This is a genomic window from Streptomyces sp. NPDC006259 (assembly GCF_042870975.1).
Taxonomy (GTDB): domain Bacteria; phylum Actinomycetota; class Actinomycetes; order Streptomycetales; family Streptomycetaceae; genus Streptomyces.
Genome location: NZ_JBIAHY010000005.1, coordinates 219,410 through 243,999 on the forward strand (window position 1 = coordinate 219,410; position 24,590 = coordinate 243,999).

Here is a 24,590-nt window from a genome sequence, read left to right on the forward strand (position 1 = left end):
CCGCAGCCGCAGCCGCAGCCGCAGCCGCAGCCGCAGCCGCAGCCGCAGCCGCAGCCGCAGCCGCAGCCGCAGCCGCAGCCGCAGCCGCAGCCGCAGCCGCAGACCGGAGGCGGAGCCGTGAGGGTGGCTATGCTGACGGGATGAGGATCATGGTGGGTGGCCTGGCGGCCGGGTCGGTTTTCGGATCGCTCACCTCGTTCGTCAACGCGCTGTCGTCGCCGTACGCGCAGCTGGGAACCCGCTTCACCGGCACCGTCTGGGCCAAGACCGCCAAGGTGCTCAGCCTGCTGATGGACGCGGGATGGTGCTGGGCCGCGCTGGCGGTGGGAATGGGCTGGCTGGCCGGCGGCCGGGCCCTGGGCGCGGCGACCGGTGCTCTGTCGCTGGTAGCGGCCTCGGCGGCCTACTACGCGACGGACGCCTACCTCCTCGGGGAACCGTTCGCACTGTTCGCGGGGGAGACGCTGATGTGGTCGGTGACGGGCCTGCTGTTCGGGTCGGTCCTCGGGGCGGTGGGCGCGACCGTCGGACGACCTGGGCTCCCCGGCCTCCTCGCCGCGTTGACGGTGCCGTTGGGGGCCGCGGCCCAGATGCTCGTGATGCCTCCCCGGCCGCACGCCACCGTGACCCCGTCCGTCCTCCTCGCCGAAGTCGTCGTCTGGACAGCCGCAGTGCTGGGCGCCGGCTGGGCCGTCCACCGTTTCCGGGTGACGAGGCGCGTCGCCGGGTCCGAGTCCGGGTCTGGGTCCGAGTCCCGGTCCGCGTTCGAGTCCCGGTCCGGGGTCGGCTCCGGGTCCGGGCGCGCGTGACGTCGTGGCGCGGTCGCCGAGCCACCTCGGTGATCGGCCGTCCCCGGTCCCTCCTCGCACCGCACCCTCGCGCAGCCTGAGGATCAGGCCTGGGACTGGCGCCTGAGACAGCGTCAACTCCGTCGGACCACAGGGCGGTTCACCGGTGCCCGGGTCAGCGCAGGACGAGCAGGACGGTCAGCGCGACGAGCAGCGAGTCGATCCGGTCCAGCAGGCCCCCGGAGCCGGGCAGCCAGCGGCCGGCGTCCTTCACCCGCGCACCCCTCTTGATCATCGATTCGAGGAGGTCCCCGGCCGGGGCGCCGACCGCGACCGCCGCGGCCATGGGCCAGCTGAACGCCGACAGCACGGCCAGGACGCCGAGTCCGGCCACGGCCCCCGCCAGGGTCCCGCTCCATCGCTTGGCCGGTGACAGGGACGACAGCCGAGGACCGCCGAGCCGCCTGCCGGCGAAGTACGCCACGATGTCGGCGATGGAGACCGCGACGAACAGCGCGAGCCCGCTCCCCCCGAGCGGCACCAGCGCGGCCAGGGGGCTCAGCCACGCCAGGCCGAGCAGTCCCGCGCCGAGCCGGCGCAGGCCGTGGTCGGCGTCCCCGGCCAGGAGCGGTACGGCGGCCACCGCGAGCGCCCCGACGGCCGCCACCCGAAGCACCTCTCCCGGCGTCAGCCAAGCGGCGAGTACGACGCCGGCGACCGCCGCCGCCAGCACCACCCGGTCCGCCCGGCCGAGCCGCGTCAGCCCGCCGTACTCCAGCACGGCGATCACCCCGACGGCGACGGCGACGGCCGCGGCTCCCGGGCGGCCCAGCCAGAACGCGCCGGTGACCGACGGCACGCCCACCGCCCAGGCACACCATCGGATCCGCAGCTCGCGGCGGCGGGAGGCCGCCACGGCGACACCGCTCAGCGCCAGCGCCCCACCGAGGTAGGGCACCAGCGAGGCCACGGTGGTCACCGGGCGGTACCCGCGGCCGCCACGTCCTCGGCCGCCGAGGCGCGCGAGACCGAACGCGACGGCAGCAGCAGCTCCAGCGCGGCCCGGAACGCGGCCACGATCCGGTCGTTCCCGGCAGCGTCGCGGACCGCGATGCGCACGGTGCGCCCCTGGTACTCCGGTGACAGCGGCGACAGATCGCGCAGGTACACGTCGTGACGGCGGCACTCGTCGACCAGTCGGGCCGCGCTCGGCCCGCCCGGCGGCAGGGTCACGGAGAGGAAGTTCGCCACCGACTCCTCGACCACCACGGTCTCGTCCGACTCCGCCAGATCGGCGGCCAGCCGACGCCGCAGTGTGTGCGTGCGAAGCCAGTGGTCGCGGTAGTGTGCCGGGTCGCGCAGGGCTGCCACCGCGGCGAGTTGCGCGGGGAGACCGACCGGCCACGGCGGCGTCCACCGGCGTATCCCGGCCGCGGTGCCGGGCTCGGCCACCAGGTAGGCGGCTCGCACGCCGGACAGGGCGTACATCTTCGACAGCGAGGTGCAGACCACCACCCTCGGGTCCGTCGCGGCGAGCCCGGCGAGCGACTCGGCCGGGTCGACGTAACCCAGGTAGGCCTCGTCGATCCACCAGCGGGTCCGGGCCGGTGCGGCGGCGATCAGGGATCGTAGCTCCGACGCCGGAGCGTGGCGTCCGGTCGGGTTGTTCGGGTTGACGATCACGACGAGGTCGTAGCGGCCGGAACCGACGACGGCGGACAGCCGGGCCGGGTCGATCCGCCAGCCCTCCTCCCGGCGCAGCCGGAACCGGTCCACCCGGCATCCGATCACCCTCTCGGTGACGTGCGCGTACTCGCCGTATCCCGGGTCCATCAGAAGGACCCTGCTCTCCGGGGTCAGCCACCGGCCGAACGCCCGGAAGATCAGGTCGGACGAGCCGGCGCCCACCGCGAGCGCCTCGACCGGAAGGCCGCGCACCGCGGCGATCTCCGCCATCAGGCCCTCGGCGCCGGTCGGCGGCGACGTCCGGGCCACCCAGCCCGGGTCCTCCGCGAGCGCCGCCCGCACCCCGGGGGCCGGCGGGAACCAGGCGTCCAGGACGTCGGCCGCGACGACCTCGTGGCGGCGATGCAGACTGCGGAAGTCCGTGCCGATGGCGGTGAACGAGGCACCGCCGTGCTCGCAGCCGTCGGGCCCGGGTGCGAACGGCACGTCCAGCCGCCAGTCCACCGCGGACCGCAGACGCTCCACCAGGGCGCGGTAGCGGTCCATCGAGACCCTCGTCAACTCGCCCACGCCGCCGTTCAGCACCTCGAACGTCAACGCACCGCCGCGCACGGTGCGGCCGACCGGTCGCAGGCCCGCGGCCAGGTACATGTCGAGCAGTTCGGTCCGCCCCATCGCCACGACCCGGCGGCCACCCCGGGCGGCGATCCAGCGCAGCGCCGCGTACATCAGCAGCGGTGCCGCGGCGGTGGCCCGCCAACGCGGCTCGACGGTGAGGACGCGCACCTCGAAGAGATCGTCCTCGGTCAGCAGCGGCAGCTCCTCGCGGGTCAGGTACTTGTCCAGCCCGTACCGCCCCGCCCAGGGGGGAGTCAGGCTGACGAAGCCGACGCGGGCCGCACCGCACGCCACGACCAGGTACGTGTTGTCACCGTCCAGCCCGTCACTGAGCCGCCCGGTCGGATTCGGCGCGTGCTGGCCCAACTCCTCCGCGTACACCCGGTGGCGCAGTTCGTGGATCCACGCGAGATCCGACTCGGTGGCAGCGCGCAGCTGTAGGTCACGGCCCATGGGCACCTCTTTCGACGCGGGGGTGGGGCCATGTCAGCCTGGGGCACCCGGACCGGCCGCGACTGAGCCGGGCGACATGATCGACTAGGTACGGATACTCAGGCGCGGACGGCCGCCGCGTGCCGGTGGCCCGCGGCCACGGAGAGCGGCCGGCGCGAAGTCCCGTCCACTGCCCCGGATCGGTCGGCGCCTCCTGCGGCAGCCGCCCCGCGGACCGTCCGGCGGGCACCTGCCCGACCACGCACGACCGTCACCACGACCGGCCGTCGCCCGGTATCCGCGCGGGCACCACGAAGGCCAGGGACGAGTGGGGGATCAACGGCACGAAACCCTGGTCGACGGCCCCCGTCCGCGCGCCGGACGGGGGCGCGCCGGAGAGGCCGCCGAGGCCGAGGGACGACGTCGGCCCGGCGGGACGAACCGCCGGGGCGTCAGCCCGACGGCGGGCGGTGACCACTCACACCGCGCGCTCCATGCACACCAGTTGGTCGCGAGCGTCCCATGACTCGGTCACGGTGAACCCGAACCGTTCGTACAGGGCGACGGCCTCGGTCCGCCATCTCCACACCGACAGTCGCACGGTGCCCACGCCGTCCTCGGAGGCGCGCGCCAGGGCGGCGTCGAGCAGACCGGAGGCGACGCCCCGGCCCCGGAAGGCCGGGTCCGTCCAGAGCCTCTTGATCTCCGACCGTCCGTCGGCGGGAGCGGTCACCACCAGGCATCCCACGGCGGTGTCCCCGCTCATGGCCACGAGCACGACATCGTCGGCGAAGACGCTCCGCGGGTCCGAGACCTCTGCCCGGTACCGTTCGGGCAGTTCGTCCACGCCCGCGACGGCCGCGCCCTTCTCGGCCTCCGTGCGCAGATGGTAGGCCGTCAGCAAGGCGGCCGGCCCGCCCTCGGCCGAAGGGAACCGGCCAGGCCAACGGACGATGGCCACCCCGCGCTGATCACTCATGGCATCAGCATCACACGACGGCGGGCTGGGAGGGCGCCGGCCGAGGCCGCCGCTCTCGCCCGCCGCGCGGCCGAGGCGGCAGGCACGGCCGCCGGGGTGGGGCGATCCGGCGACTGTCAGGGACGGGGCCGCAGTTCGGGGGCGGCGGGGGGCCGGCCCGTGAGGTTGGTGATCAGTTCGGCGCAGAGGTCGCGGAGTTTGACGTTGCGGTGCTGGGAGGCGGTGCGCAGGATGCCGAAGGCCTCGTCCGCGGTGCAGCGTCGCTGGGCCATGACCACGCCGAGGGCCTGGTCGATGACGCTGCGGGACTGCATGGCGGTCCTGAGTTGTTCGGCGAACTCCTGGGTGTCGTTGATGCGTTGGGCCAGGGCGATGCCGCCGGTGGCCTGGGCGGCCAGGGACCGCAGAGCGGCGAGGTCGGTGTGCTCGAACGCGTCGGGCGGAGCGGCGTAGAGGTTGAGCGCGCCGGCCGTGTGGGTGTGCGCGGCGATCGGCAGGGAGAAGGAGGAGCGGATCCCGCAGGACACGGCATAGGCGGGGTAGTCGCCCCAGCGCCTCTCGTCGAGCATGTCGGGAACGGAGACCTCCTCGTCGGTGCGGAGGGACTGGAGACAGGGGCCGTCGTCCTGCCCGTACTGCTTCTCGTCGAGCTTCGCCGCCACGGCCCCCGCACTGGCCACGGTGATGGGCCGGCCGTCGCGCTCCAACGTCACTCCGGCGCCGTCGGAGCAGGACAACTCCAGGGCGGCGTCGGCCAGCGACTGGAGGAAGTCCTCGAGGGAGTCGGTTTCCAGCAGCCACTGGGTGATACGGCCGCCGTCGTATGTGCCGTCGGAGTTCATGGTTTTTTCCTTCACAAGGCCCTGGGCCCCTCTGGTCGGCATCTGTCGTGCCACCGGGGTCGACGGAGTCCACGTTCCGAAGGAACAACCTCCAGTGTGACCACTGCCTGACGCCGGTCGACGTCGGGCGCTGCTGTGCTCCACACGCTACTCCTGCACGACGGCCGCACCGACCTGATGATTCGGCCGCCGCTCATGTGTGGCTCCTGTGACGCATAAGTGCTCCCGTGGGGCTTATCCGCTCACGTTCTGGGAACTCGGCGTCATGCAGTGGTCGCCGTCGGTCCCCTGACCGGCAGGTGGTCGTCCGGTGCGGATGAGGGAGAGCCGTGGCCGTTCGCATAGGGGTAGAGGAAGAATTCCATGTCGTGGACGTCGAGAGCGGGCTGCTGGTACCCCGCGCCGACGAGGTCCTCGGCCGCCTGCGCCGCAGGCCCGATTTCACGGCCGAGCTACAACGGTCGGCCGTGGAGTGGAACAGCCGGGTGCACGCCTCGCTGGACTCCCTGCACGCCGACGTGGTCAAGGCGCGGCTGCGGCTGGACGCGGCGGCCTCCGGTCTCGGACTGGCCGCCGTGGCGGCCGGCACCGTGCCGCTCGCCCGAGCCACACCCGGCGACGTCACCGCCGACCCGCGCTACCGGCACATGGCCGACGAGTACCGCCAGGTCGCCGACGAGCACCTCGTGTGCAGCGCACAGGTCCATGTCGACGTGGCCGATCGGGACACGGCCGTACGGATCATGTGCGTGATCTCGCCGTGGCTGCCCCCGCTGCTGGCCCTGTCCGCCAGCTCACCCTTCTGGCTCGGCGCGGACACCGGATACGCCAGCTGGCGCTCCATGCTCTGGCAGCGGTGGCCCACCTCCGGGCCGGCCGGCTGCTCCGCCGGAGCCGACGAGTACGACGCCACCGTCACGGGCCTCGTCGCCTCCGGGGTGATCAGCGATCCCGGAATGGTCTACTACGACGTACGGCCGTCCGATCACCAGCGGACCCTGGAGCTGCGCATCTGCGACGCCTGCCCGCGCGCGGAGACGGTCGTGCTCATCGCCGCGCTGTTCCGCGCCCTGGTCGAGGACGCGCGCGTCCGGCTGGAGCGGTCCGGCGGCCAGGGGGTCGACTGCGACGGACGCCACGAATGGCTGCGGGCCGCGAACTGGCGGGCCGCCCGCGCGGGCCTGGAGGGCGTTCTCGTCGACCCGGCCACCCGCCTCGCCGCGCCGGCCCCCGCCGTCCTGCGGGACATGCTCCGGCGGCTGCGCCCGGCACTGGAGGCCCTCGGCGACTGGGACACCGTACGCGTCCTCCTGGACGAGGCCCTGGCCGGCGGGAGCGCCGCGCACCGGCTGCGCGGGGTCGTCGAGGAGAACGGTCTGCTCGCCGGCGTGGAGACACTGGTCGCCCAGACCCGTGGCCGGCGCGGACCCGACCTCGCACCCGCCGCCGTACACCGGCCCGTCGCGACGGCCGGTGCCGCTCCGGCTGTGTCCGGGGCCGGGGCCGGGGCGCCGGGCTGGGGGAAAGCCGTGGGCGGCTGACGCCCGCGCGGCCATGCGGAACAAGTCAGGAGCCGGCCCGTCGCCCCCCGACGGGACGGTGGCCGCAGCGACGACGCCCGGCTCGCGCCGTCGTGCGGCGAGGACCGATCAAGGAGAGCAGTTCACCATGCCCAGCAGTAGGACGACCCCGCACCCCATCGGCCCGTGCGCGTACCGGTGCGCACCCCGCACCCCTTCGGCGACCAGGCCGGGCCTGGCCGACGGCGCCCGGCGAGGGGGTGCGGTCTGATGTGCGGCCTCAGCGGAGAGGTCCGTTTCGACGGCGGACGCCCCGACCTGGCGGCGGTCGAGCGCATGACCGACCGGCTCGCCGCCCGGGGGCCGGACGGCAGGGGTCTGTGGTCGCAGGGCGCCGCCGCGCTGGGGCACCGCCGCCTGAAGATCATCGACCTGTCGGAGGACGGGGCCCAGCCGATGGCCGACCCCGCGGGGCGGATCGCCGGCGTCTTCAACGGTTGCATCTACAACTACCAGGAGTTGCGGGCGGAACTGCGCGGTCTGGGCCACCGCTTCGTCTCCGGCTCCGACACCGAGGTGCTGCTCAAGGCGTACCAGGAGTGGGGTACCGCCTGCGTCGACCGCCTGTACGGCATGTTCGCCTTCGTCATCGTGGAACAGGCCACCGGCCGCGTCGTCCTGGGACGGGACCGGCTGGGCATCAAGCCGCTCTATCTGGCGCAGGCGCCGGGGCGGCTCCGTTTCGCGTCCTCGCTGCCGGCGCTCCTCGCGGGCGGCGGCGTCGACACCTCCCTCGACCCGGTCGCGCTGCACCAGTACATGAGCTGGCAGGCCACCGTGGCCGCGCCCCGTACCGTCCTGGCCGGCGTGCGCAAGCTGCCCCCGGCCACCGTGCGCGTCGTGGAGCCGGACGGCCGCCAGCGCGACATCCGCTACTGGCAGCCGTCGTACACCCGCCGGGACGAGTACGCGCACCTGGGCGCCGACGACTGGCGCGACGCGGTCCTCGACGCCCTGCGCACCGCGGTACGGCGCCGCATGGTCGCCGACGTGCCCGTGGGCGTCCTCCTGTCGGGCGGCCTCGACTCGAGTCTGATCGTGGCGCTGCTGGCCGACGAAGGGCAGCGCGACCTCGCCACCTTCAGTGTGGGATTCGAGTCGGAGGGCGGCGAGGAGGGCGACGAGTTCCACTACTCGGACCTGGTGGCCCGGCACTTCGGGACGGACCACCACCAGCTGATGGTTCCCTCGGACCGCGTGTCGACGGCGCTGGACGCGGCGATCGCCGCCATGAGCGAGCCGATGACCAGCCACGACGTGGTGGCCTTCCACCTGCTGTCGGAGCAGGTGGCGAAGGAGGTGAAGGTCGTCCAGAGCGGTCAGGGCGCGGACGAGGTCTTCGCCGGCTACCACTGGTATCCGGCCATGGCCGCCGTCCCGAGGCGGCAGGCGCCCGAGGCGTACGCCGACACGTACTTCGACCGGTCGCACGCCGACCTCGCCGAGCTCCTCCGGCCTGCGTTCCTGCCCGACCACGACGTGTCCGGCCGCTTCGTGCGCGAGCACATGGCGGAGCCGGGCGCCGAGACCGCCCTCGACGCGGCGCTGCGGCTCGACTCCCACGTGATGCTGGTCGACGATCCGGTCAAGCGCGTCGACAACATGACCATGGACTGGGGCCTGGAGGCCCGCGTCCCCTTCCTCGACCACGAGCTGGTGGAACTCGCCGCCGCCTGCCCGCCGGAGCTGAAACTCGCCGACGGCGGCAAGGGGGTCCTCAAGGCGGCCGGCCGCGAGGTTCTCCCCAGGGAGGTCGTCGACCGGCCCAAGGGCTACTTCCCGGTCCCGGCCGTCAAGCACATGGCGGGCCCCGTCCTGGAACGCGTCCGCGAGGCGCTGTCCGCTCCCGAGGCCAAGGCACGGGGCGTCTTCCAGGAGGCCTACGTCGACAGGCTGCTGTCGGCCCCGGACGAGCACCGGAGCAGGCGTGGGGCGAACGCACTGTGGCAGGTAGCGTTGCTGGAGATATGGCTGCAGACGCACGGGATCAGGTGACCGGGGCGCCGGGGCCGCACGGCCCGCCCCCGGTGACGGGGGTCCGGCCGCACCTGCTCGGAGTCCCTCCGCTGCGCCACGCCCCCGGCAGGGACCTCACCGAGGGGGTGCCGCCGCGCTCCTGGCACGAGGCCCCCCGCGTGGTGACGCCCGCGGCGGCCGACGGCCGCGTGGATCCGGCCACCGTCGCGGTGACGGCTCTCACGGGGCCGGTGCCGGTGCCGCTCCCCGACACGGCCGGGCCGCGGGACACCCCGCAACGGCTCACGTCCCACGGCTGCTGGTATCCGTCGGTGGACCCGAGCGGCAGGTCCGTCGCGTTCATCTGCGACCGCGGCGGCGTGCCGCAACTGTGGACCGGACCGGTCGACGGACACGAGGTGCGGCTGCTCGACTCCGACCCGCACCCGGTCAAGGAGGTGGCCTGGTCGCCGGACGGCCGCTGGATCGCCTACACCACCGCCCCGGGGGGCGGCGAACACACCCAGGTGCTGTGCGTACGCCCGGACGGCACCGGGCGACGCGTCCTCGCCGGCGCCGAGCCGGGCAGCTCGGCGCACCTGGGCTGCTGGCAGCACGACGGCTCGGCGCTGGCCGTCACCGTCGCGGAGCCGGTTCTCGCACGGGCCGCGGGTGACCCGGAGGAGGGGCCAGCCCGGGAGGAGCCGGGACTCGCCGATCCGGGCACCTACACCACCCCGCGCGCGGCCGGCTGGGCCTCCCGTGACGGCCGGGCCGTGCTGCTGGGCAGCCCGCGCTACGGAGACGCCAGCCCCGCCGCCCACCCCCGTGAAAGGGAGACCGGCGCCACCGCCCCAGGGCCGCTGCGGCAGGACGCCCCGCCGGCCGGAGCGCCACGCGCCCTGGACGCCCTACGCGCCGTATCGCTCCGTACGGGCGACGGATACGACGGCGTCGCGGCGGGCCACGGCGCGGGAAGCCCGGACGCGCACGGCGAGAGCGGGCCGGACGGCACGGCCGGCGGAGGACTGGCCGCCTACCTCGTCGACCCCGAGGGCGCCGCCGCGCCCGCCCTGCTGGCGGTCGAGCGCGGCGCCGCCACGCTGCGGGTGTGCGACATCAGCCAGGACGGGCGGTTCGCACTGGTGCGCCGGGGCCCGCGCGGCCGACGCGAAGCCCTCGTGGTCCGCACCGCCGACCTGCGGACCACGTACGCGCTGCCGGTCGCCGACGGCGATCCGTGGATCGGCCGTTTCTCGCCGGACGGCAGGACGCTGTGGCTGCGCAGCGACGCGGCACGCGAGTTCGCCGCGCTGTTCGCCGTCCGTCTCTCGCCCGCGGGGGAGAGGCTGGGGCTGAACGTCGTCGCGGAGCGCGCGGACTGCGGACTGGAACTGCTGGCCTTCGGCCGCGACGGCCGCACCGTGACCCTGGCCTGGAACGTCCGCGGTGCCAGTGAGCTGGAAGTCGCCGGCGTCATCTCGCGGGCCCCTGCCGGGGACGCCCTGGCGGGCCCGCCGCGAGCGGTGCCCCTGCCGCACGAGGTGGTGACGCGCGTCGCGCAGGCCGACAGCCGGGCCGGACTGGTCCTGGCGCTGTCCGGGTCCCAGCGCCGCCCCGGCGTGTGGTGGCTCGCCGACGGGTCCGGACTGCGCACTCCGTGGTCGTCCCGTGACGAGGACGCCGTCCCACCGGACCGGCCACCCGTCCGTCCCGTGCCGCTGCGGCTGACGGCACGCGACGGACTGCCGCTGAGCGGCTGGTACTACCGGGCGCCGGGCCGGGGAGCCGGAGAACCGGCCCCTTGCGTGATCCATCTCCACGGCGGGCCGGAGGAGCAGGAGAGGCCCGTGTTCAACCCGCTCTACCACGAGCTGCTGGGCCGCGGCCTGGACGTCTTCGCCCCCGACGTGCGCGGCTCCTCCGGCCACGGCCGGTCGTTCGTCGACGCCGACCTCGGCAAGGGACGGTTCGCGGCCATCCAGGACGTCGCCGACTGCGCCGCCCACGCCGTCGTGGCCCGTCTCGCCGATCCCCGGCGGCTGGCCGTCATGGGCCGCTCGTACGGCGGCTACCTGGTGATGGCCTCACTGGTCTGGCACCCGGAGCTGTTCCGCACCGGCGTCGCGGCCTGCGGCATGTCCGACTTCGCGACCTTCTACGCCGGCACCGAGCCGTGGATCGCGGAATCGGCCGCCCACAAGTACGGCCATCCGGAGCACGACCGCGAACTGCTCCACTCGCTGTCACCGATGGCCCGCGTCGACGCGCTCCGGGTGCCGCTCCTCGCCGTCCACGGCGAGCACGACACCAATGTGCCGCTCGGCGAGTCCGAGCAGTTCGTCCACGCCGCCCGCGAACGGGGGCTGGCCGCCGAGTTGTTGGTGCTGCGCAACGAGGGCCATGACTTCCTGAGGGCGGACAGCCGGCGGATCTTCCGACGGGCGGCGGCCGACTGGATCCAGCGCCACGTGGAGGCGTGACCGGGGCGCCGGGACGCGGAGACGTGACCGGTAGCGGCGGGAGGCGGTGAGGTGATCGGTAGCGGCGGGACGTGGAGACGTGACCGGTAGCGCCGAGACGCGGAGACGTGACCGGAGCGGCGGAACCGGGATGCGTTCGGGGCGCAGGAGTCAGGCGGGCGGCACAGCCGCGGACCCGCCGCTTCCGTCTGCTCCGGAAGGGGCGGGTCCGCAGTCGGCACCGCCGTGTACGCCGATGCCGCGGTCATCCGGTGACGTCGTCCTACGGCTCCTGCGGATCTTCCGTGGCGCTGCCGTCGGACGTGTCCGGCTCGGGGCGCCCTTCCTCCTCCGGAGGAACGTCCCGTTCACCGGTCTCCCGCTCCAGGGGGGACTCCGGCTCGCGTTCGGCCTCGGGACTGCTCATGGTCACTCCTTCCCGGATTCCCTGCACAGGCCTGCCGACTTCCCGACGGCCGCGAGACGAAACTCCGCGCTCTCCGCGCGGGCATGATCGAGACTTCCCTGGCCGCGCTGCCGGACCAGGAGCGGCGGGCGGTGGGGTGTGCCGACACGGGATGGTCGACTGGGCCGGGGTACCCGCCACCCGGAAGCCCCGGAAGCCCCGGAAGCCCCGGAAGCCCCGGAAGCCCCGGAAGCCCCGGAAGCCGCCCCGCCGCCCTCTCGGACTGGGTGTGGGCGACAGGCCGTCCTGCCGACCGCACCGGAGGGAGAGTTCCCCATGACTCCACTGGCCGACGACTCGGTCCACATCCACTTCATCGGCAACGCGACGGTCCTGCTGCGCTACGGCGACCTCACCCTCCTGACGGATCCGAACTTCCTCCACCGCGGTCAGCACGCCTATCTCGGCTACGGCCTCGTCAGCCGCCGCCTGACCGAACCGGCTCTCGACATCCGCGAGGTGCCGGAGCTGGACGCCGTGATCCTGTCGCACCTGCACGGGGACCACTGGGACCGCGTCGCCCGCCGTCACCTGAGCCGCGCGTTGCCCGTCGTCACCACCCCGCACGCCTCACGCCGGCTCCGAGGACTCCACGGCTTCCACCACGCCCTCGGCCTGCGCACCTGGCAGGACCACGTCCTGCGGGGCCGGACCACACAGGTCCGAGTCACCGCCATGCCCGGCCGCCATGCCGGGAACCGGCTGCTGCGCCGCATGCTGCCACCGGTGATGGGCAGCATGCTGGAGTTCGGTCCCCTTCGCGGGCCGGTCCGGATGCGCCTGTACATATCGGGTGACACGCTGCTGTTCGACGGCCTCGACGAGATCGGCCGACGCTACCCGGACGTGGATCTGGCCGTCCTGCATCTGGGCGGCACGCTGCTTCCCGGCGGGATCCTGTTGACGATGGACGGCGCCCAGGGGGCCGAGCTGGCGAGCCGCCTGCGCCCCGGTGCGATCCTGCCGGTGCACTACGGCGACTACACGGTGATGCGTTCGCCCCTCGAAGCGTTCCTCCACGAGGCGGAACGGCGCGGACTGGCCGATCGGCTCGTCCACTGCCGCCACGGACAGCACGCGACCGTCAGGGCGGACGGCGGCCCGCCCACGGTCGCCTGACCCCCGAGGTGGGTCACGGGCCGACCGGACGATCGCGCTCGCGTGCCGTGTGCCGCATGCCCTGTCCTCCGGGCCCAGTCGACGAGGCGGGCTGCCGGTCCCACCCCGCACGGCCCGACGCGCGAGCGAAATGATCACGCGTCCGGACTTCTCGTCCGCAAATGTGTTGGGTTTGTGATGAAGCGATCGCGGCACTCGGAGGCAGCCCCCGGCGTGCGTCTCGCGAGGCGATGGACGCCACCGCACGGGCTGGAAGCATCGCGAGCCGGTCCCACGGCGGCGACCTGAACAGAGGGCGGTCGATGACCACGATCGGTGTGGAAGAGGAGTACCTGCTGGTTGACCCCATCGTGGGGCTTCCGGTGCAGCAGGCGGAGAAGGTGCGCGTGGCGGCGGACCTGGGGGACATCGCGGGCGGCAAGGAGGTGCAGTCCGAGCTGTTGCAGGTGCAGGTGGAGGTGGCGACTCCGGTGTGCGACACGCTGGAGGAAGTGGGTGGGCACCTGCTGCGGCTGCGGCACGCCGTCGGTTCGGCCGCCGAGGAGCACGGGTGCCGGATCGCGGCCGCCGCGACGCCGCCGCTGCGCGACGGCCGACCGGTGGGCGTCACGGACGAGGCACGGTACCGGGCCATGATGGTCCAGGCGCCTCAGCTGGTGGCGGAGCAGCTGGTCAACGGCATGCACGTGCACGTCGCCGTGCCCAGCCGGGAGGCGGGCGTGCAGGTGCTGAACCGGGTACGGACGTGGCTGCCGGTGCTGACGGCGATGTCGGCGAACTCTCCGCTGTGGGACGGCCACGACACGGGGTTCGCCAGCTGGCGAACGGTGATCTTCAATCGCTGGCCGGTCGCCGGCATCCCTCCGGTCTTCCGCGACGCGGAAGACTACGACCGCCGGGTGGAGCGCCTGCTGGAGAGCGGTCTGATCTCCGACACCGGACAGGTGTACTGGCAGGCCCGTCTCTCGGAGCGCTATCCGACGGTCGAGGTGCGCTGCCTGGACGTCCAGTTGCGCGCGGACGACGCCGTCATGCTCGCCGGAATCGTGCGTGCCCTGGTGGAGACGGCCCTGGCCGAGGCAGCCACCGACCGGGCTCCTTACCCGGACTGGGCGCCGGAGCTGCTGCAAGCCGCCATGTGGCACGCCACCCGGCACGGGCTCGGGGACACCCTGATCGACCGGAGTGGCGACCGGCGTCGCGCCGGTGACGTGCTGTGCGGGCTGCTCCGGCATGTCGGCCCCGCTCTCGACGCGTCCGGCGACACCCGGCAGGTCACCGCCCTCGTCCACCGGCTCCTGCAGAACGGCACCGGCGCCGACCGGCAACGGGTGGCCCTCGCGGAAGGCGGCATGCGCGCCGTCGTCGACCTGATCACCAGGGAAAGCACCGCGCCATGATCTCGGCCGCCCCGAGCCGTGGGTGCCGAAGCCGCTGTGGCCGCTGTAGCCGCCGTAGCCATCGTGGCAGGAGAGCCCTCGCGGGAAGGCGGCGGGGAAGGGCGTGTCCCATGTGAGTCCTCCGGAACACCGTTGCCTCCGGGCCCTCAGCGGCGGCGCGGCATGATGGAGCCATGATCACGATTCATCTGAAGTACGAGATCGACGCCGACAAGATCGAGGCCTTCGAGGAGTACGGCCGTCGCTGGGTCGGGCTCGTCAACCGATTCGGCGGGACGCACCACGGCTACTTCCTGCCGAGTGAGGGCGACAGCGACATCGCCTACGCCCTCTTCTCCTTCCCCAGCCTCGCCGCGTACGAGCGGTACCGCACGGACAGCATGTCGGACCCGGAGTGCCTGGCCGCCTTCGAACTGGCCCGCAGCACCGGCTGCATCAAGCGGTACGAGCGCCGGTTCCTCCGGCCGCTGGACGGTGTGTCCTAGGCACCGGCGGGGGCGGCGCGGTCGCGGTCGGTCGCGGGCACGGCCGGCGGGATGACGAACGCGAACTCGGGGCGGTCCCACCCGACGGCGGGTGGGCTCGCGGGCGCGGTCCCGGTGCGCACCGCACCCACGCCGCGGTAGAAACCCTCTGCCGGAGGATGCGACACCACTCGGACACGGTCGAGCCCCGCGGCGCGCGCCTCGGACTCCATGTGTGCGACGAGCAGCCGCCCGATGCCCCGTCCCTGCGCCTCGTCGGCGACGAACAGCAGGTCGAGTTCCTGTGCGGCGAGGAGCAGCGAGTAGAAACCGAGGACGCGGCCGTCGGGCCCGTCGCCCTCGACGGCCACGAAGACGCGATGGGCCTCGATGTAGTCGCGGCCCACCCGGTAGTCCGCGACCATCGCCGCGTACTGCCCCTCGTATGCGCGCGAACCGCGGACGAGCCGCGTGAGCCGCTTGGCGTCCCTCGCCACGGCCCGCCGTACGGTGCTCGTCCCGATCCGTGGCGTAACACTCGACTTCATGAGGGGAGTATTACGCATCGGAGGGCGCCGAGGCGTGCGGGCGGGAGCCTCTCGTCGGTCTCTCGTCCGCTCGTGTCACGACGGGGCACCGCCCGCCGCCGTCGACCGGGCGCGCCGAACGGGGAAGAACGTCGGGACCGGATCGTGCCCGAGGTGGTCCAGGACGAGGCGGTTGACCTGCTCGGGCTTCTCCATGGGCAGCGCGTGCGAGGTTCCGGGGACGACGGCCAGCTCGGCGTCGGGGACGGCGCGGTACAGGGCGATGGTGTGTTCCAGCGTCACCAGGTCGTCGTCTGCGACCATCACCAGGGTGGGTGCGCGGATGCGTCCCAGGTCGTCGGTGGAGATCGTGGGCTGGGTGCGGATCATGTCGACCACCTTCCCCGCGACGATCGGCCAGTGCGCGGGACCGTCGGGCGACGTGGCCTCGTACATGTCGCGGAACATCGCCATGTCCGGAGCGTCGGGACTGAGGTGGTCGAGCATCTCCGGTGCCGCGGAACTCTCCGGACCCGGCAGGAAGTTGGCCCCCATGACCGCGACCTTCCGGACCAGCTCCGGACGGGCGAGGGCGACCAGCAGCGCCACGATCCCGCCGTCGCTCCACCCCACGAGATGGGCCGGACCCTCGACGACCGCCTCGATGAAGTCGATGGTGTCCTCGGCCATGGCGAGGTAGGAGAGCGGTCCGTCGACATCGGGGGTGTGGCCGTGCCCGCGGCGCTCGGGAAGGAGGACGCGGTACCGCTCCGCGAACGCGGCTCGCTGCGGCCCCCATGTGTCGTTCGTGCAGAGACCGCCGTGCAGAAGGAGCAGCGCGTCGCCGGTGCCCTCGGACTCGTACCAGGTCCGCACACCGGGGAGCTGCACGTATGTGCCCATGGGTCCAGGCCTCCTCGACCGCGACTGCCGCCGGTGATTCCAGTCTCCTCGCCCGGCCGGACGGCCCGCAACACGGGACCCGATCGGGAGACCTGGACCGCGCGGTCGTATTCGGCGGCACGTCGGGTACTCGTCGCCACGGGCCCGACCGCCGTCGGGCCGACTGTCTGAGGGGTGACCGCCTCGTGGCCGACGGCCCTGGCGTCACCATGGAGAACGGAGCGCGCAGATGGGTACGGTCAAGGAAACGGTCGAGGTCGACGTTCCGGTCCACACCGCCTACAACCAGTGGACGCAGTTCGAGGAGTTCCCGCGATTCATGGAGGGGGTGGAGGAAGTCAGGCAGGTGGACGACCGCCACAACCACTGGACGACCAAGATCGGTGGAACTCGGCGCGAGTTCGACACCGAGATCGTCGACCAGCTCGCCGACGAACGCATCACATGGCGCACCACCAGTGGCGACACCCAGCAGAAGGGCACGGTCCGCTTCGAGCGCCTGGACGACACGCACACCCGGGTGGAGCTGGTGATGGACATCGAGCCCAGCGGTGCGGTGGAGAAGGTCGCGGATGTGCTCGGCACGATCGACCGGCGCGTCAAGGGGGACATGAAGCGCTTCAAGGAGTACGTCGAGGAACGCGGAAGCGAGTCCGGAGCGTGGCGCGGCCGCATCAGGCCGGGCGACGCCGGCCCCTCCCTCTGACACGGCGATCCCGCTCGTGGTCCGCGGCACCCGCCGCGCGAGCGGCCGGACGGACCGCGGCGGCTCCGGCGGAGCGATGACGGCGAGATGCGCCAGGCTTCGGTACCGGGGGACGGGGATGCCGCTGTGCTCCCGCCCCCGGTGCCAGGGCGCCGAAGCGGTGACGAGACTCAGGCCGTGCCGGGTACGGCAGCCGACCACGGGCTCGGCGCGTGCGGGCGGTATGCGGCGGACTCAGCGGACGCGGTCGTAGACCAGAGCCAGGGTGCCGTGATCGCCGACGGCCTGGCTGACGAGCGTCCACCGACCCGTGGGGAGGCCGTCGTCGAAGAGGCGCGGTCCGCCGCCGAGGAAGACCGGGAAGACCGTGAGCGCCAGCCGGTCGACCTCGTCCGCCGCCAGCAGCGCCTTGATGACGCTCGCGCTGGACAGGACGAGGACGTCGCCGTCGCCGGTGGCCCTGAGATCGGCGACCACCTCTGCGGCCGGTCTGTCCACGACCGTGCTCCGCTCCCACGGCGCGTCGCCGAGGGTGGAGGAGAGCACCACCTTCTCGGTGCCGACGAGCCACTTCGCGAAGGCCTCGTCGCGCGGGTCGACCCCTTCCATACCGATGACGGTCGGCCAGAACCCGAGGAACCCCTCGGCGTTGACCCGCCCGAGCAGAGCCGTCGTCGCGGGCTCCCAGAGGCTGGTCAGGTGGTCGCGGGCGACGTCCGTGTGGGCGTACGGCATCACCCAGCCCATGTCCTCGGGGCTGTCCGGTCCGGCGTAGCGGCCGTCGAGGGAGAGCGCCATGTTGGTGACGATGCGGCGGCCCGCGGTCTGCTCGGTCATTTCGTACTCCTTGTGTCGGTGTCGGTGTCGGCGTTGGCGCCGGTGTCGGTGTCGTGCGCCTCGTCGGTGAGGGTGGCCGCGAGCTTGTCGAGGCTCTGGCCGAAGCCGATCTCGATGCCCGCGACGAAGTCCGCGGAGTCGACCGTGCTGTCGGTGATCCGGTAACGGACGTCGAGGTCGGTGCCCGCGTCGGTGGGCCGCAGTCCCAGGTCCAGGTGGGCGGTGAAGGCGAGGCTCCCGTCGGGAAGGAGCGGTGAGAGCCGGTAGGCGAGACGCTCACCGGGGCGTACGTCGTCGACGGTTCCCTCCGCTCGCCCGGCCACCGGGTCGAGGCCCTGGGTGTCCTCCACGTCGCGGTACTCCTGGACGATCCGTCCGCCCGGCCGCGCCTCGAAGATCAGCTCCGAGACGCGCAGGTCGTCGGGCGTCCACCACCTGGTGAGCAGGGGGGCCTCGGTCAGGTGGCGCCACACCAGGTCGGGCCGCGCGGCCAGCGACCGGCGGAACGTGAACGAGCGCCCGTCGGCCCACCCCGGCTGCTCGGCGGCGAGCCGCTCCGCCTCAAGGCCGGCCCCGTAGCGGTCGTGGGTCTCGTTCGCCCCGCCGGGCCGGTCGGCGGAGCCGGCGAGCCGGTCGAGCGCGGCCGCCAGGTCCCGCAGGGGGGCGGACCGGAGGGCGTAGACGCGGCGCCGGCCGGTGCGCTGAGAGGTGACCACGCCGGCGCGCTCAAGGGTCTGCAGGTGCTTGGTGGTCTGCGGCTGACGCGCCCCGGCGAGCTGGGCGAGGACGCCGACCGGCCGCGGCCGCTCCGCCAGGAGGTGCACGAGCCGCCAGCGGGCGGGATCGGCGAGTGCGGTGAGGAGTGCGTCTGCGTCCATGCCGCAAGTATTCACGCCAGAGAATATTCGTGTCAAGGAATATGTGGGGGTCGTGGCGTCGTGGCAGAGACTCCTGTCCAGCCATGGACCCACCGTGCGACGAATCCGGGTGGGCGCACTGTGCGGGGTCGCTGCGACCTCCTGCTCCGATGCCTGAGCGCGGAGTTCACGTTTCGATTTCCCGGGGCGGGGATGGGTAGAGGTCCGGGATGGGTAGAGGTCTCCCAACAGGAGAGCGTGACGCGCTCGCCCGGGGTGCCGGTGCCGCGGTGAGGTCCGCGACCACGCCTTGCGAGCACCTCCGCCGACCGACGGACGCGACCCACCCGCCCTGTCGGTCACCATGGACGGTGCGACCCGCGTTCACGCGCTCGCGTCCTCGGAAGGGGGCCCTATGGATCCCTGGCTGGTCTGGTTGATCGTTGCGGGGTTCCTTGCCGTGGCGGAGATCTTCACGCTCACCACCGCGCTCGGCATGCTCGGCGCGGCCGCGCTGGTCACGGCCGGCACCGCTGCCCTGGGGCTGCCGGCGCCCTTCCAGTTCCTGGTGTTCACCGTCGTCGCCACCCTCGGCGTGGTGTTCCTGCGCCCCGTCGCGCTGCGGCATCTGTCGCAGCCCCAGACGGAGCGGTTCGGCATCGACGCGTTGATCGGGAAGTCCGCCTACGTCGTCTCGGAAGTGACCGGCCTCGGTGGCAGAGTCCGCATCGAGGGGGAGGAGTGGACGGCGCGCGCCTACGACGAGACGTTGGTGATCCCCCCTGGAACGGCCGTCGACGTCATGGAGATCAGCGGCTCCACCGCACTCGTCTACCCCCGGGAGTGAACCATGGAAGCTTCGGCGTTCCTCATCGCCGGCCTGATCGTCGCGCTGATCGCGGTCTTCACCGTGGTGCGGGCGGTGCGCATCGTGCCCCAGGCGCGCGCTCGCAACGTCGAACGACTCGGCCGCTACCACCGGACGCTGAAACCCGGCCTCAGCCTCGTGATCCCGTACATCGACCGCGTGTATCCGGTGATCGACCTCCGGGAACAGGTCGTCTCCTTCAAACCGCAGCCGGTCATCACCGAGGACAACCTCGTCGTCGAGATCGACACCGTCCTGTATTTCCAGGTCACCGACCCCCGAGCGGCCTTCTACGAGATCGCCAACTTCCTCCAGGCGGTCGAGCAGCTCACCGTCACCACCTTGCGCAACGTGGTGGGCTCCATGGACCTGGAGAAGACCCTCACCTCACGCGACACCATCAACAGCCAGCTCCGCGGAGTGCTGGACGAGGCCACCGGGAAATGGGGCCTCAGGGTCAACCGGGTCGAGATCAAGGCCATCGACCCTCCCCAGTCCATCAAGGACGCGATGCAGAAGCAGATGCGGGCCGAGCGGGACAAGCGGGCCGCGATCCTCGGGGCCGAAGGCCAGCGCCAGTCGCAGATCCTGACCGCCGAAGGTGACAAGCAGGCCGCCGTCCTGCGCGCGGAGGGCAACCGCACGGCCGCGATCCTCCAGGCCGAAGGACAGTCCCGGGCCATCGACGAGGTGTTCCAGGCCGTGCACCGCAACGACCCCGATCCCAAGCTGCTCGCCTACCAGTACCTCCAGACACTGCCCCACCTCGCCCAGGGGCCGGGCAACAACTTCTGGGTGATTCCCAGCGAGATCACCTCCGCACTCCGCGACGTCTCCCGGGCGTTCACCGACGTGCTGCCCCAGTCGCCGGCCACCCGCGAGAAGCGCCCGGACGACGGGGTGGCCCAGGCCGCCAACGACGCCGCGCAGGCAGCGGAGGCGGCTGCCGAGGCCCTCGCCGACGCGGCCAAGGCCGACGGCGTCACCTCCGTCAGCCCCGTCGCCCTCCCGGACGACCGGACACCCGGAAACGGGTGATCGGTGCCGCCGTGGCGCCGAGGGGACGACCGCCTGCGCCGACCCGTCGGGGTGCCGGGGCTCTGGGGGCTGGTCGTCACCGAGACCTGCGCTCGTTGGGGCTGACGTCGTGGGGAGGGGCCGTCGTCAAAGCCTGGCCGGTCGACCGCCGGGGCACCCTGTCCGTTCCCGACGCCTTCGGCCAGGACGGGCTGAGGAAGTAGCGATCACGCACCCGGAAGCGCCACACGAGCCGGGCGGCAGGTGTGACGGCGCGGGTGATCCGGGCTTCCCTGACGCCGAGCGCCCGCCCCGGTCACGGTGACGCCGCCGGGGACGGCGCTGCCTGACCGCTGGTCAGTTCGCGCCGCGCAGTCCCGCGACGAGGACCTCGACCAGTCGGCGCGCGTCGTAGCGGGGGTCGCTCTCCGCGCCGATGCAGAGGTTTCCGACGCCGCGCATCAGGGCGTAGGCCTCCAGGTCGTAGTGGATCTCGTCGGCGGCCGCGGCGGCTTCGAGCAGCTGGGCGCAGACGGGCACGAGGCGGTCGAGGAAGTAGGCGTGCAGCGCGTCGAAGCCGGCGTTGTCGGACTGGAGCACGGCGGCGAGACCGTGCTTGGTGACCAGGAAGTCGACGAAGAGGTTGATCCATCGGGCCAGGGCGGCGTGCGGGGTCGGGCTGGTCGCCAGCAGGGCCGGACCGGCCTCGGCGCAGGCTTCGACCTGGTGCCGGTAGACGGCGATGATGAGGTCGGCCCGGGTCGGGAAGTGCCGGTAGATCGTGCCCAGTCCGACGCCGGCCCGGGCCGCGATGTCGCGGACCGGAGCCTCCACGCCCGAGGCGACGAAAACGGCGGCGGCCGCGTCGAGAAGGGTTTCCTTGTTGCGCCGGGCGTCCTTCCGCTGGGACTGCGCCGCCTCTCCCGTGCGCTCATCGCTGTCGTTCACCGCTCGGCTCCTTCCGTCACCGGCCCTGCACAGCGGAACGGTGTCTGATATTTCCTGTTCCGGAACAGGGTTCCGCTTGCTCATGATGCCAGAGCACGGACCGACCACCAAGCCACGGGTTCGCCACCGCAGCCTCACCCGTCCACGGAGGAGACACGGTCATGCGCTACCGCACCCCGTGGCGCACCGGTCGGTGTACAGGTCGGCTCGCTCGTGCTCGGCGCGATGAACTTCGGCACGATCGGACGCACCACACGGGGTGAGGCCATCGCCATCCGTCGTCGTCTCCCCGGGCGCCGCCCTGGCCGCACGCGAGAAGCACGACACCCCGCCCGCACCGCTCGACCCGGCTCTGCGGCGCCGCTGAGCCCCTCGGCCGACGGCGGCGACAGAACACCTCCGGGAAGCGACGGCCGGTCACCGCCAGGGCGGAACGAGCAAGGTGTGTACGTCCTGGCCGGCGAAGATCAGGCCGTCGGGGTGGCCGAGGTCGATGGCGAGTGCCAGATCCTCGTCGGTGGGCCAGTTCGCCGCCAGCAGACCGAGCGGTATCTGGTGCCCGATGCGTACGTCGGGGAGCGCCTCGAGCATGCGCTCCACCGATGTGAAGACGGGGACCGTATGCGGTTGCGGCGGGTCGTCGATCACCGGGAGGGTCAGCCGGCCCTCCTCGGGGGAACGGCGGGCGATGAACTCGTCCGGCTCCGGGACGAGGATGTCGCAGGCGACCAGGGTGTCCAGCACCGCCCGGTCGTCGGGGGTGCGGTTGAGGTCGCGCAGCGCCTCCTGTGCGGCCGTCACCAGCAGTTCCTCGGGGATGCTGTCGTCGCGCATGGCCTCACCCCATCGTGGCCGCGGCCGGAGCGCCCGGTGCGGGATGCGCCAGGCGGCGGCGTCGCTTCACCTTCCCCGTACCCGAGGCCGGTGGGCCCATGCGGCGTCCTCGCGTACGGCGCGTACGGTACGGCGCGTACGGGCTTCCGGCGGGTGCCCCGACAACCGGTCCGGTCCCTCTCGTCCGCGGGGGGCGTTCGTGGTGCCGGAGGCCGCCGAACCGCTGGACACGGGCCGCCGCGGACACGGCCGCCCCGTCGCCGGCCTCCGGGCGCGCGCGGGGACGAACTTGGCGAGACGGACGCGGAGATCGCCGACCTGCCCACCCTCCCCACCGCCTGACCGCCGACGTCGACGCCGGGTGCGACGGCCTGACCGTCCGCGCGTCCCGCTCCGGCTGCCGCATCCCCTTCACCGGCCTTGCCGAGAAGGACCGCCCCTCCGAACGCCGCTCCTGATCGCGCTCCGGGCGCGTTCGGCGGTCAGGCCAGGCCGCCGTTGGCGTACAGCACCTGTCCGTTGATCCAGCGCGCCGGGCCGGCGAGGAACGCGACGGCTTCGGCGATGTCGTCGGGTGTGCCCAGGCGCTCCAGAGGCGCAGCCTTGGACAGGTTGTCGATCGTGGCCTGGTCCTTGCCTTCCAGGAACAGGGGCGTGGCCGTCGGGCCGGGGGCCACGGCGTTGACGGTGATGTCCTTGCCGCGCAGTTCGCGGGCGAGGACGAGGGTCATGGCCTCGACCGCGCCCTTGCTCGCCGCGTAGGCGCCGTACGTCGGGAACTGGAGGCGGGTGACCGAGGTGGAGAAGTTGACCACGGCGCCGCCGGCGCGGACCCGTCGGGCCGCCTGCTGGGAGACCACGAAGGTGCCGCGGATGTTGGTGCGGTGCATCCTGTCCAGGTCGTCCAGGTTCAGCGTGGCGATCGGCGACAGCAGCATGATGCCCGCCGTGTTGACGACGACGTCGATGCCGCCGAACGCCTGCTCCACGGCGTCGAAGGCCTCGGCCATAGCGGTCTCGTCGGCGACGTCACCGCCCACGGCGACCGCCCGGCCGCCGGCGGCGGTGATCGCGGCGACGGTGTCGTCGGCACGGGTCTTGTTTCCGGCGTAGTGGACGCCCACGGCGATGCCGTCCTTGGCGAGGCGCTCGGCGACGGCGCGGCCGATGCCGCCGGAGCCGCCGGTGACCAGAGCGACGCGGGAGGTGGAGTCGTCTGTCATGGTGATCCGTCCTTCGTGAGAGGCCTTGGGGGTCCGGGTGACCCGCAACCGGTCGCGCGGCCATGGGTATCGCCGCTAACTTTTCTGTCATATCAACGCTAACACATCGATGATGTGGTGGAAGTGTTAGCATCGATGCATGGCGACGGTCGACACGACGACAACCCAGCCCCGCGAGCGGATCCTGCGGGCCGCGACGGCCTTGCTGGCCGAAGGCGGCCGCGACGCGGTCTCCACACGCGCGGTCAGCGCGGCCGCCGGTGTGCAGGCGCAGACCATCTACCGGCACTTCGGTGACATGCAGGGGCTGCTCGACGAGGTGGCCCAGCGGGGATACGCGACCTATCTGGCCGCCAAGCAGGCCCAGGACGGCGACGGCGACCCCGTGGCGCAGCTGCGCCACGGATGGGACGCGCACGTGGCGTTCGGACTGGCCAACCCCGCGCTCTACAGGCTCCTGTACACCGAACCGCGGCCCGGCCGGCAGTTCGCCGTCACCGGTGACGCCCACCAGGTGCTGCTGCGGATCGTCGAACGGGTGGCCAGGGACGGCCGGCTGCGGACGGGGGTCGAGCCGGCCGCGACGATGGTCCACTCAGCGGGCATGGGCGTGACACTCACCCTCATCGCCGCGCAGGCCGACGGCAGGCTCGCGCAGTATGAAGGTCTGTCCGAGAACGTCCGGGAAGCCGTCCTCGGCTCCGTCCTCGCCCCCGCCGCCGGCCAGGACGACGACGCCTCCCGGCCGGGCATCGCGGCCCACTCCGCGGCCGTGCACGCCGTCGCCCTCAAGTCCCTGATACGCGACCGGGTGCGGACGCTGACCTCCGGTGAGCGCACGTTGCTCGCCGAGTGGCTGGACCGCATCGCGGCCGAGGAGGACCTGGCGCGGGGCGACTCCGGTCGGGACGGTGCGCGGGCCGACCCTGGTACAGCAGGGCCCGGCGTGGGCCCCGCACGGCGGCAGCGGTGAGCGGTGGCGGCGCGACAAGCCACGGGTGCCGTCCGTGGAGGGGCCTGTGCGGGGGCCCGGTGCGGCAGTGCCTGCCGACGCCGGACCGATGCGGCGGCGGACCCC

23 protein-coding genes are annotated in these 24,590 nt (G+C 72.9%); 11 read left to right on the plus strand and 12 right to left on the minus strand.

Annotation, left to right across the window (positions count from 1 at the left end):
- The first annotated feature begins 140 nt into the window (after positions 1 to 140).
- Positions 141 to 809 (plus strand): hypothetical protein, encoded by a 669-nt coding sequence (locus ACFYO5_RS21655; RefSeq protein WP_388710878.1) that lies wholly within the window; start codon positions 141 to 143, stop codon positions 807 to 809.
- A gap of 154 nt (positions 810 to 963) precedes the next feature.
- On the opposite strand, the gene ACFYO5_RS21660 is transcribed toward ACFYO5_RS21655, so the two are convergent.
- From ACFYO5_RS21660 to ACFYO5_RS21675, 4 genes are all read right to left on the minus strand, one after another.
- The gene (locus ACFYO5_RS21660) at positions 964 to 1,767 is read right to left on the minus strand and encodes a phosphatidate cytidylyltransferase (protein WP_388710881.1); all 804 of its coding nucleotides are present in this window, start codon (positions 1,765 to 1,767) and stop codon (positions 964 to 966) included.
- A complete protein-coding gene (locus ACFYO5_RS21665) occupies positions 1,764 to 3,545 on the minus strand; it encodes an aminotransferase class I/II-fold pyridoxal phosphate-dependent enzyme (protein WP_388710884.1) in 1,782 nt (593 codons plus the stop codon). The genes ACFYO5_RS21660 and ACFYO5_RS21665 overlap by 4 nt, the downstream gene beginning before the upstream one ends.
- A gap of 457 nt (positions 3,546 to 4,002) precedes the next feature.
- The gene (locus tag ACFYO5_RS21670) at positions 4,003 to 4,503 is read right to left on the minus strand and encodes a GNAT family N-acetyltransferase (RefSeq protein ID WP_388710887.1); all 501 of its coding nucleotides are present in this window, start codon (positions 4,501 to 4,503) and stop codon (positions 4,003 to 4,005) included.
- A gap of 116 nt (positions 4,504 to 4,619) precedes the next feature.
- Positions 4,620 to 5,345: a GAF and ANTAR domain-containing protein gene (locus ACFYO5_RS21675; protein WP_388710890.1), complete on the minus strand. Its 726-nt coding sequence runs from the start codon at positions 5,343 to 5,345 to the stop codon at positions 4,620 to 4,622.
- Between the two features lie 329 nt (positions 5,346 to 5,674).
- Between ACFYO5_RS21675 and ACFYO5_RS21680 the strand changes: the two genes are divergently transcribed.
- From ACFYO5_RS21680 to ACFYO5_RS21690, 3 genes are all read left to right on the plus strand, one after another.
- A complete protein-coding gene (locus ACFYO5_RS21680) occupies positions 5,675 to 6,886 on the plus strand; it encodes a glutamate--cysteine ligase (RefSeq protein WP_388710893.1) in 1,212 nt (403 codons plus the stop codon).
- 249 nt (positions 6,887 to 7,135) lie between these two features.
- On the plus strand, positions 7,136 to 8,920 hold the full coding sequence (locus tag ACFYO5_RS21685) for an N-acetylglutaminylglutamine amidotransferase (protein WP_388710896.1): 1,785 nt from the start codon (positions 7,136 to 7,138) through the stop codon (positions 8,918 to 8,920).
- Entirely contained in the window at positions 8,893 to 11,364 is a 2,472-nt protein-coding gene (locus tag ACFYO5_RS21690) for a S9 family peptidase (protein ID WP_388710899.1), read from the plus strand. Before ACFYO5_RS21685 ends, ACFYO5_RS21690 begins: the two co-directional genes overlap by 28 nt.
- Before the next feature lie 262 nt (positions 11,365 to 11,626).
- Here ACFYO5_RS21690 and ACFYO5_RS21695 read toward each other — a convergent pair whose 3' ends face one another.
- Positions 11,627 to 11,770, minus strand: a complete 144-nt coding sequence (locus ACFYO5_RS21695; RefSeq protein WP_356567939.1) for a hypothetical protein — start codon at positions 11,768 to 11,770, stop codon at positions 11,627 to 11,629.
- A gap of 315 nt (positions 11,771 to 12,085) precedes the next feature.
- On the opposite strand from ACFYO5_RS21695, the gene ACFYO5_RS21700 reads away from it, so the two are divergent.
- The 3 genes from ACFYO5_RS21700 (at position 12,086) to ACFYO5_RS21710 (ending at position 14,813) form a co-directional block, all read left to right on the plus strand.
- On the plus strand, positions 12,086 to 12,928 hold the full coding sequence (locus ACFYO5_RS21700) for an MBL fold metallo-hydrolase (protein ID WP_388710902.1): 843 nt from the start codon (positions 12,086 to 12,088) through the stop codon (positions 12,926 to 12,928).
- 302 nt (positions 12,929 to 13,230) lie between these two features.
- Positions 13,231 to 14,328, plus strand: coding sequence for a glutamate--cysteine ligase (locus ACFYO5_RS21705; protein WP_388710905.1), 1,098 nt, complete (start codon positions 13,231 to 13,233; stop codon positions 14,326 to 14,328).
- 173 nt (positions 14,329 to 14,501) lie between these two features.
- On the plus strand, positions 14,502 to 14,813 hold the full coding sequence (locus ACFYO5_RS21710; RefSeq protein WP_388710908.1) for an NIPSNAP family protein: 312 nt from the start codon (positions 14,502 to 14,504) through the stop codon (positions 14,811 to 14,813).
- Here ACFYO5_RS21710 and ACFYO5_RS21715 read toward each other — a convergent pair.
- Positions 14,810 to 15,340 carry a GNAT family N-acetyltransferase gene (locus tag ACFYO5_RS21715; protein ID WP_388710911.1) on the minus strand — a complete coding sequence of 177 codons (531 nt, stop codon included), beginning with the start codon at positions 15,338 to 15,340 and terminating at the stop codon, positions 14,810 to 14,812. The genes ACFYO5_RS21710 and ACFYO5_RS21715 overlap by 4 nt on opposite strands.
- A gap of 75 nt (positions 15,341 to 15,415) precedes the next feature.
- Entirely contained in the window at positions 15,416 to 16,222 is an 807-nt protein-coding gene (locus ACFYO5_RS21720) for an alpha/beta fold hydrolase (protein ID WP_388710913.1), read from the minus strand.
- A 229-nt stretch (positions 16,223 to 16,451) separates the two neighbouring features.
- Between ACFYO5_RS21720 and ACFYO5_RS21725 the strand changes: the two genes are divergently transcribed.
- Positions 16,452 to 16,928 carry an SRPBCC family protein gene (locus tag ACFYO5_RS21725; RefSeq protein ID WP_388710916.1) on the plus strand — a complete coding sequence of 159 codons (477 nt, stop codon included), beginning with the start codon at positions 16,452 to 16,454 and terminating at the stop codon, positions 16,926 to 16,928.
- A 234-nt stretch (positions 16,929 to 17,162) separates the two neighbouring features.
- On the opposite strand, the gene ACFYO5_RS21730 is transcribed toward ACFYO5_RS21725, so the two are convergent.
- Complete coding sequence (locus ACFYO5_RS21730) at positions 17,163 to 17,765, minus strand: dihydrofolate reductase family protein (RefSeq protein WP_388710919.1); 603 nt, start codon at positions 17,763 to 17,765, stop codon at positions 17,163 to 17,165.
- Positions 17,762 to 18,643: a metalloregulator ArsR/SmtB family transcription factor gene (locus ACFYO5_RS21735; RefSeq protein WP_388710922.1), complete on the minus strand. Its 882-nt coding sequence runs from the start codon at positions 18,641 to 18,643 to the stop codon at positions 17,762 to 17,764. Before ACFYO5_RS21735 ends, ACFYO5_RS21730 begins: the two co-directional genes overlap by 4 nt.
- A gap of 394 nt (positions 18,644 to 19,037) precedes the next feature.
- Between ACFYO5_RS21735 and ACFYO5_RS21740 the strand changes: the two genes are divergently transcribed.
- Positions 19,038 to 19,469, plus strand: a complete 432-nt coding sequence (locus ACFYO5_RS21740) for an NfeD family protein (protein ID WP_388710925.1) — start codon at positions 19,038 to 19,040, stop codon at positions 19,467 to 19,469.
- A gap of 3 nt (positions 19,470 to 19,472) precedes the next feature.
- Positions 19,473 to 20,528 (plus strand): SPFH domain-containing protein, encoded by a 1,056-nt coding sequence (locus ACFYO5_RS21745; RefSeq protein WP_388710927.1) that lies wholly within the window; start codon positions 19,473 to 19,475, stop codon positions 20,526 to 20,528.
- Between the two features lie 336 nt (positions 20,529 to 20,864).
- On the opposite strand, the gene ACFYO5_RS21750 is transcribed toward ACFYO5_RS21745, so the two are convergent.
- The 3 genes from ACFYO5_RS21750 to ACFYO5_RS21760 all read right to left on the minus strand — a co-directional run bounded on the left by ACFYO5_RS21750 (position 20,865) and on the right by ACFYO5_RS21760 (position 23,512).
- Positions 20,865 to 21,455, minus strand: a complete 591-nt coding sequence (locus ACFYO5_RS21750; protein ID WP_388710930.1) for a TetR/AcrR family transcriptional regulator — start codon at positions 21,453 to 21,455, stop codon at positions 20,865 to 20,867.
- A 417-nt stretch (positions 21,456 to 21,872) separates the two neighbouring features.
- Positions 21,873 to 22,289: an SseB family protein gene (locus ACFYO5_RS21755; RefSeq protein WP_356567915.1), complete on the minus strand. Its 417-nt coding sequence runs from the start codon at positions 22,287 to 22,289 to the stop codon at positions 21,873 to 21,875.
- A gap of 482 nt (positions 22,290 to 22,771) precedes the next feature.
- Entirely contained in the window at positions 22,772 to 23,512 is a 741-nt protein-coding gene (locus ACFYO5_RS21760; RefSeq protein ID WP_356567911.1) for an SDR family oxidoreductase, read from the minus strand.
- Between the two features lie 139 nt (positions 23,513 to 23,651).
- Between ACFYO5_RS21760 and ACFYO5_RS21765 the strand changes: the two genes are divergently transcribed.
- Positions 23,652 to 24,485, plus strand: a complete 834-nt coding sequence (locus tag ACFYO5_RS21765) for a TetR/AcrR family transcriptional regulator (RefSeq protein WP_388710934.1) — start codon at positions 23,652 to 23,654, stop codon at positions 24,483 to 24,485.
- Positions 24,486 to 24,590 lie beyond the last annotated feature (105 nt).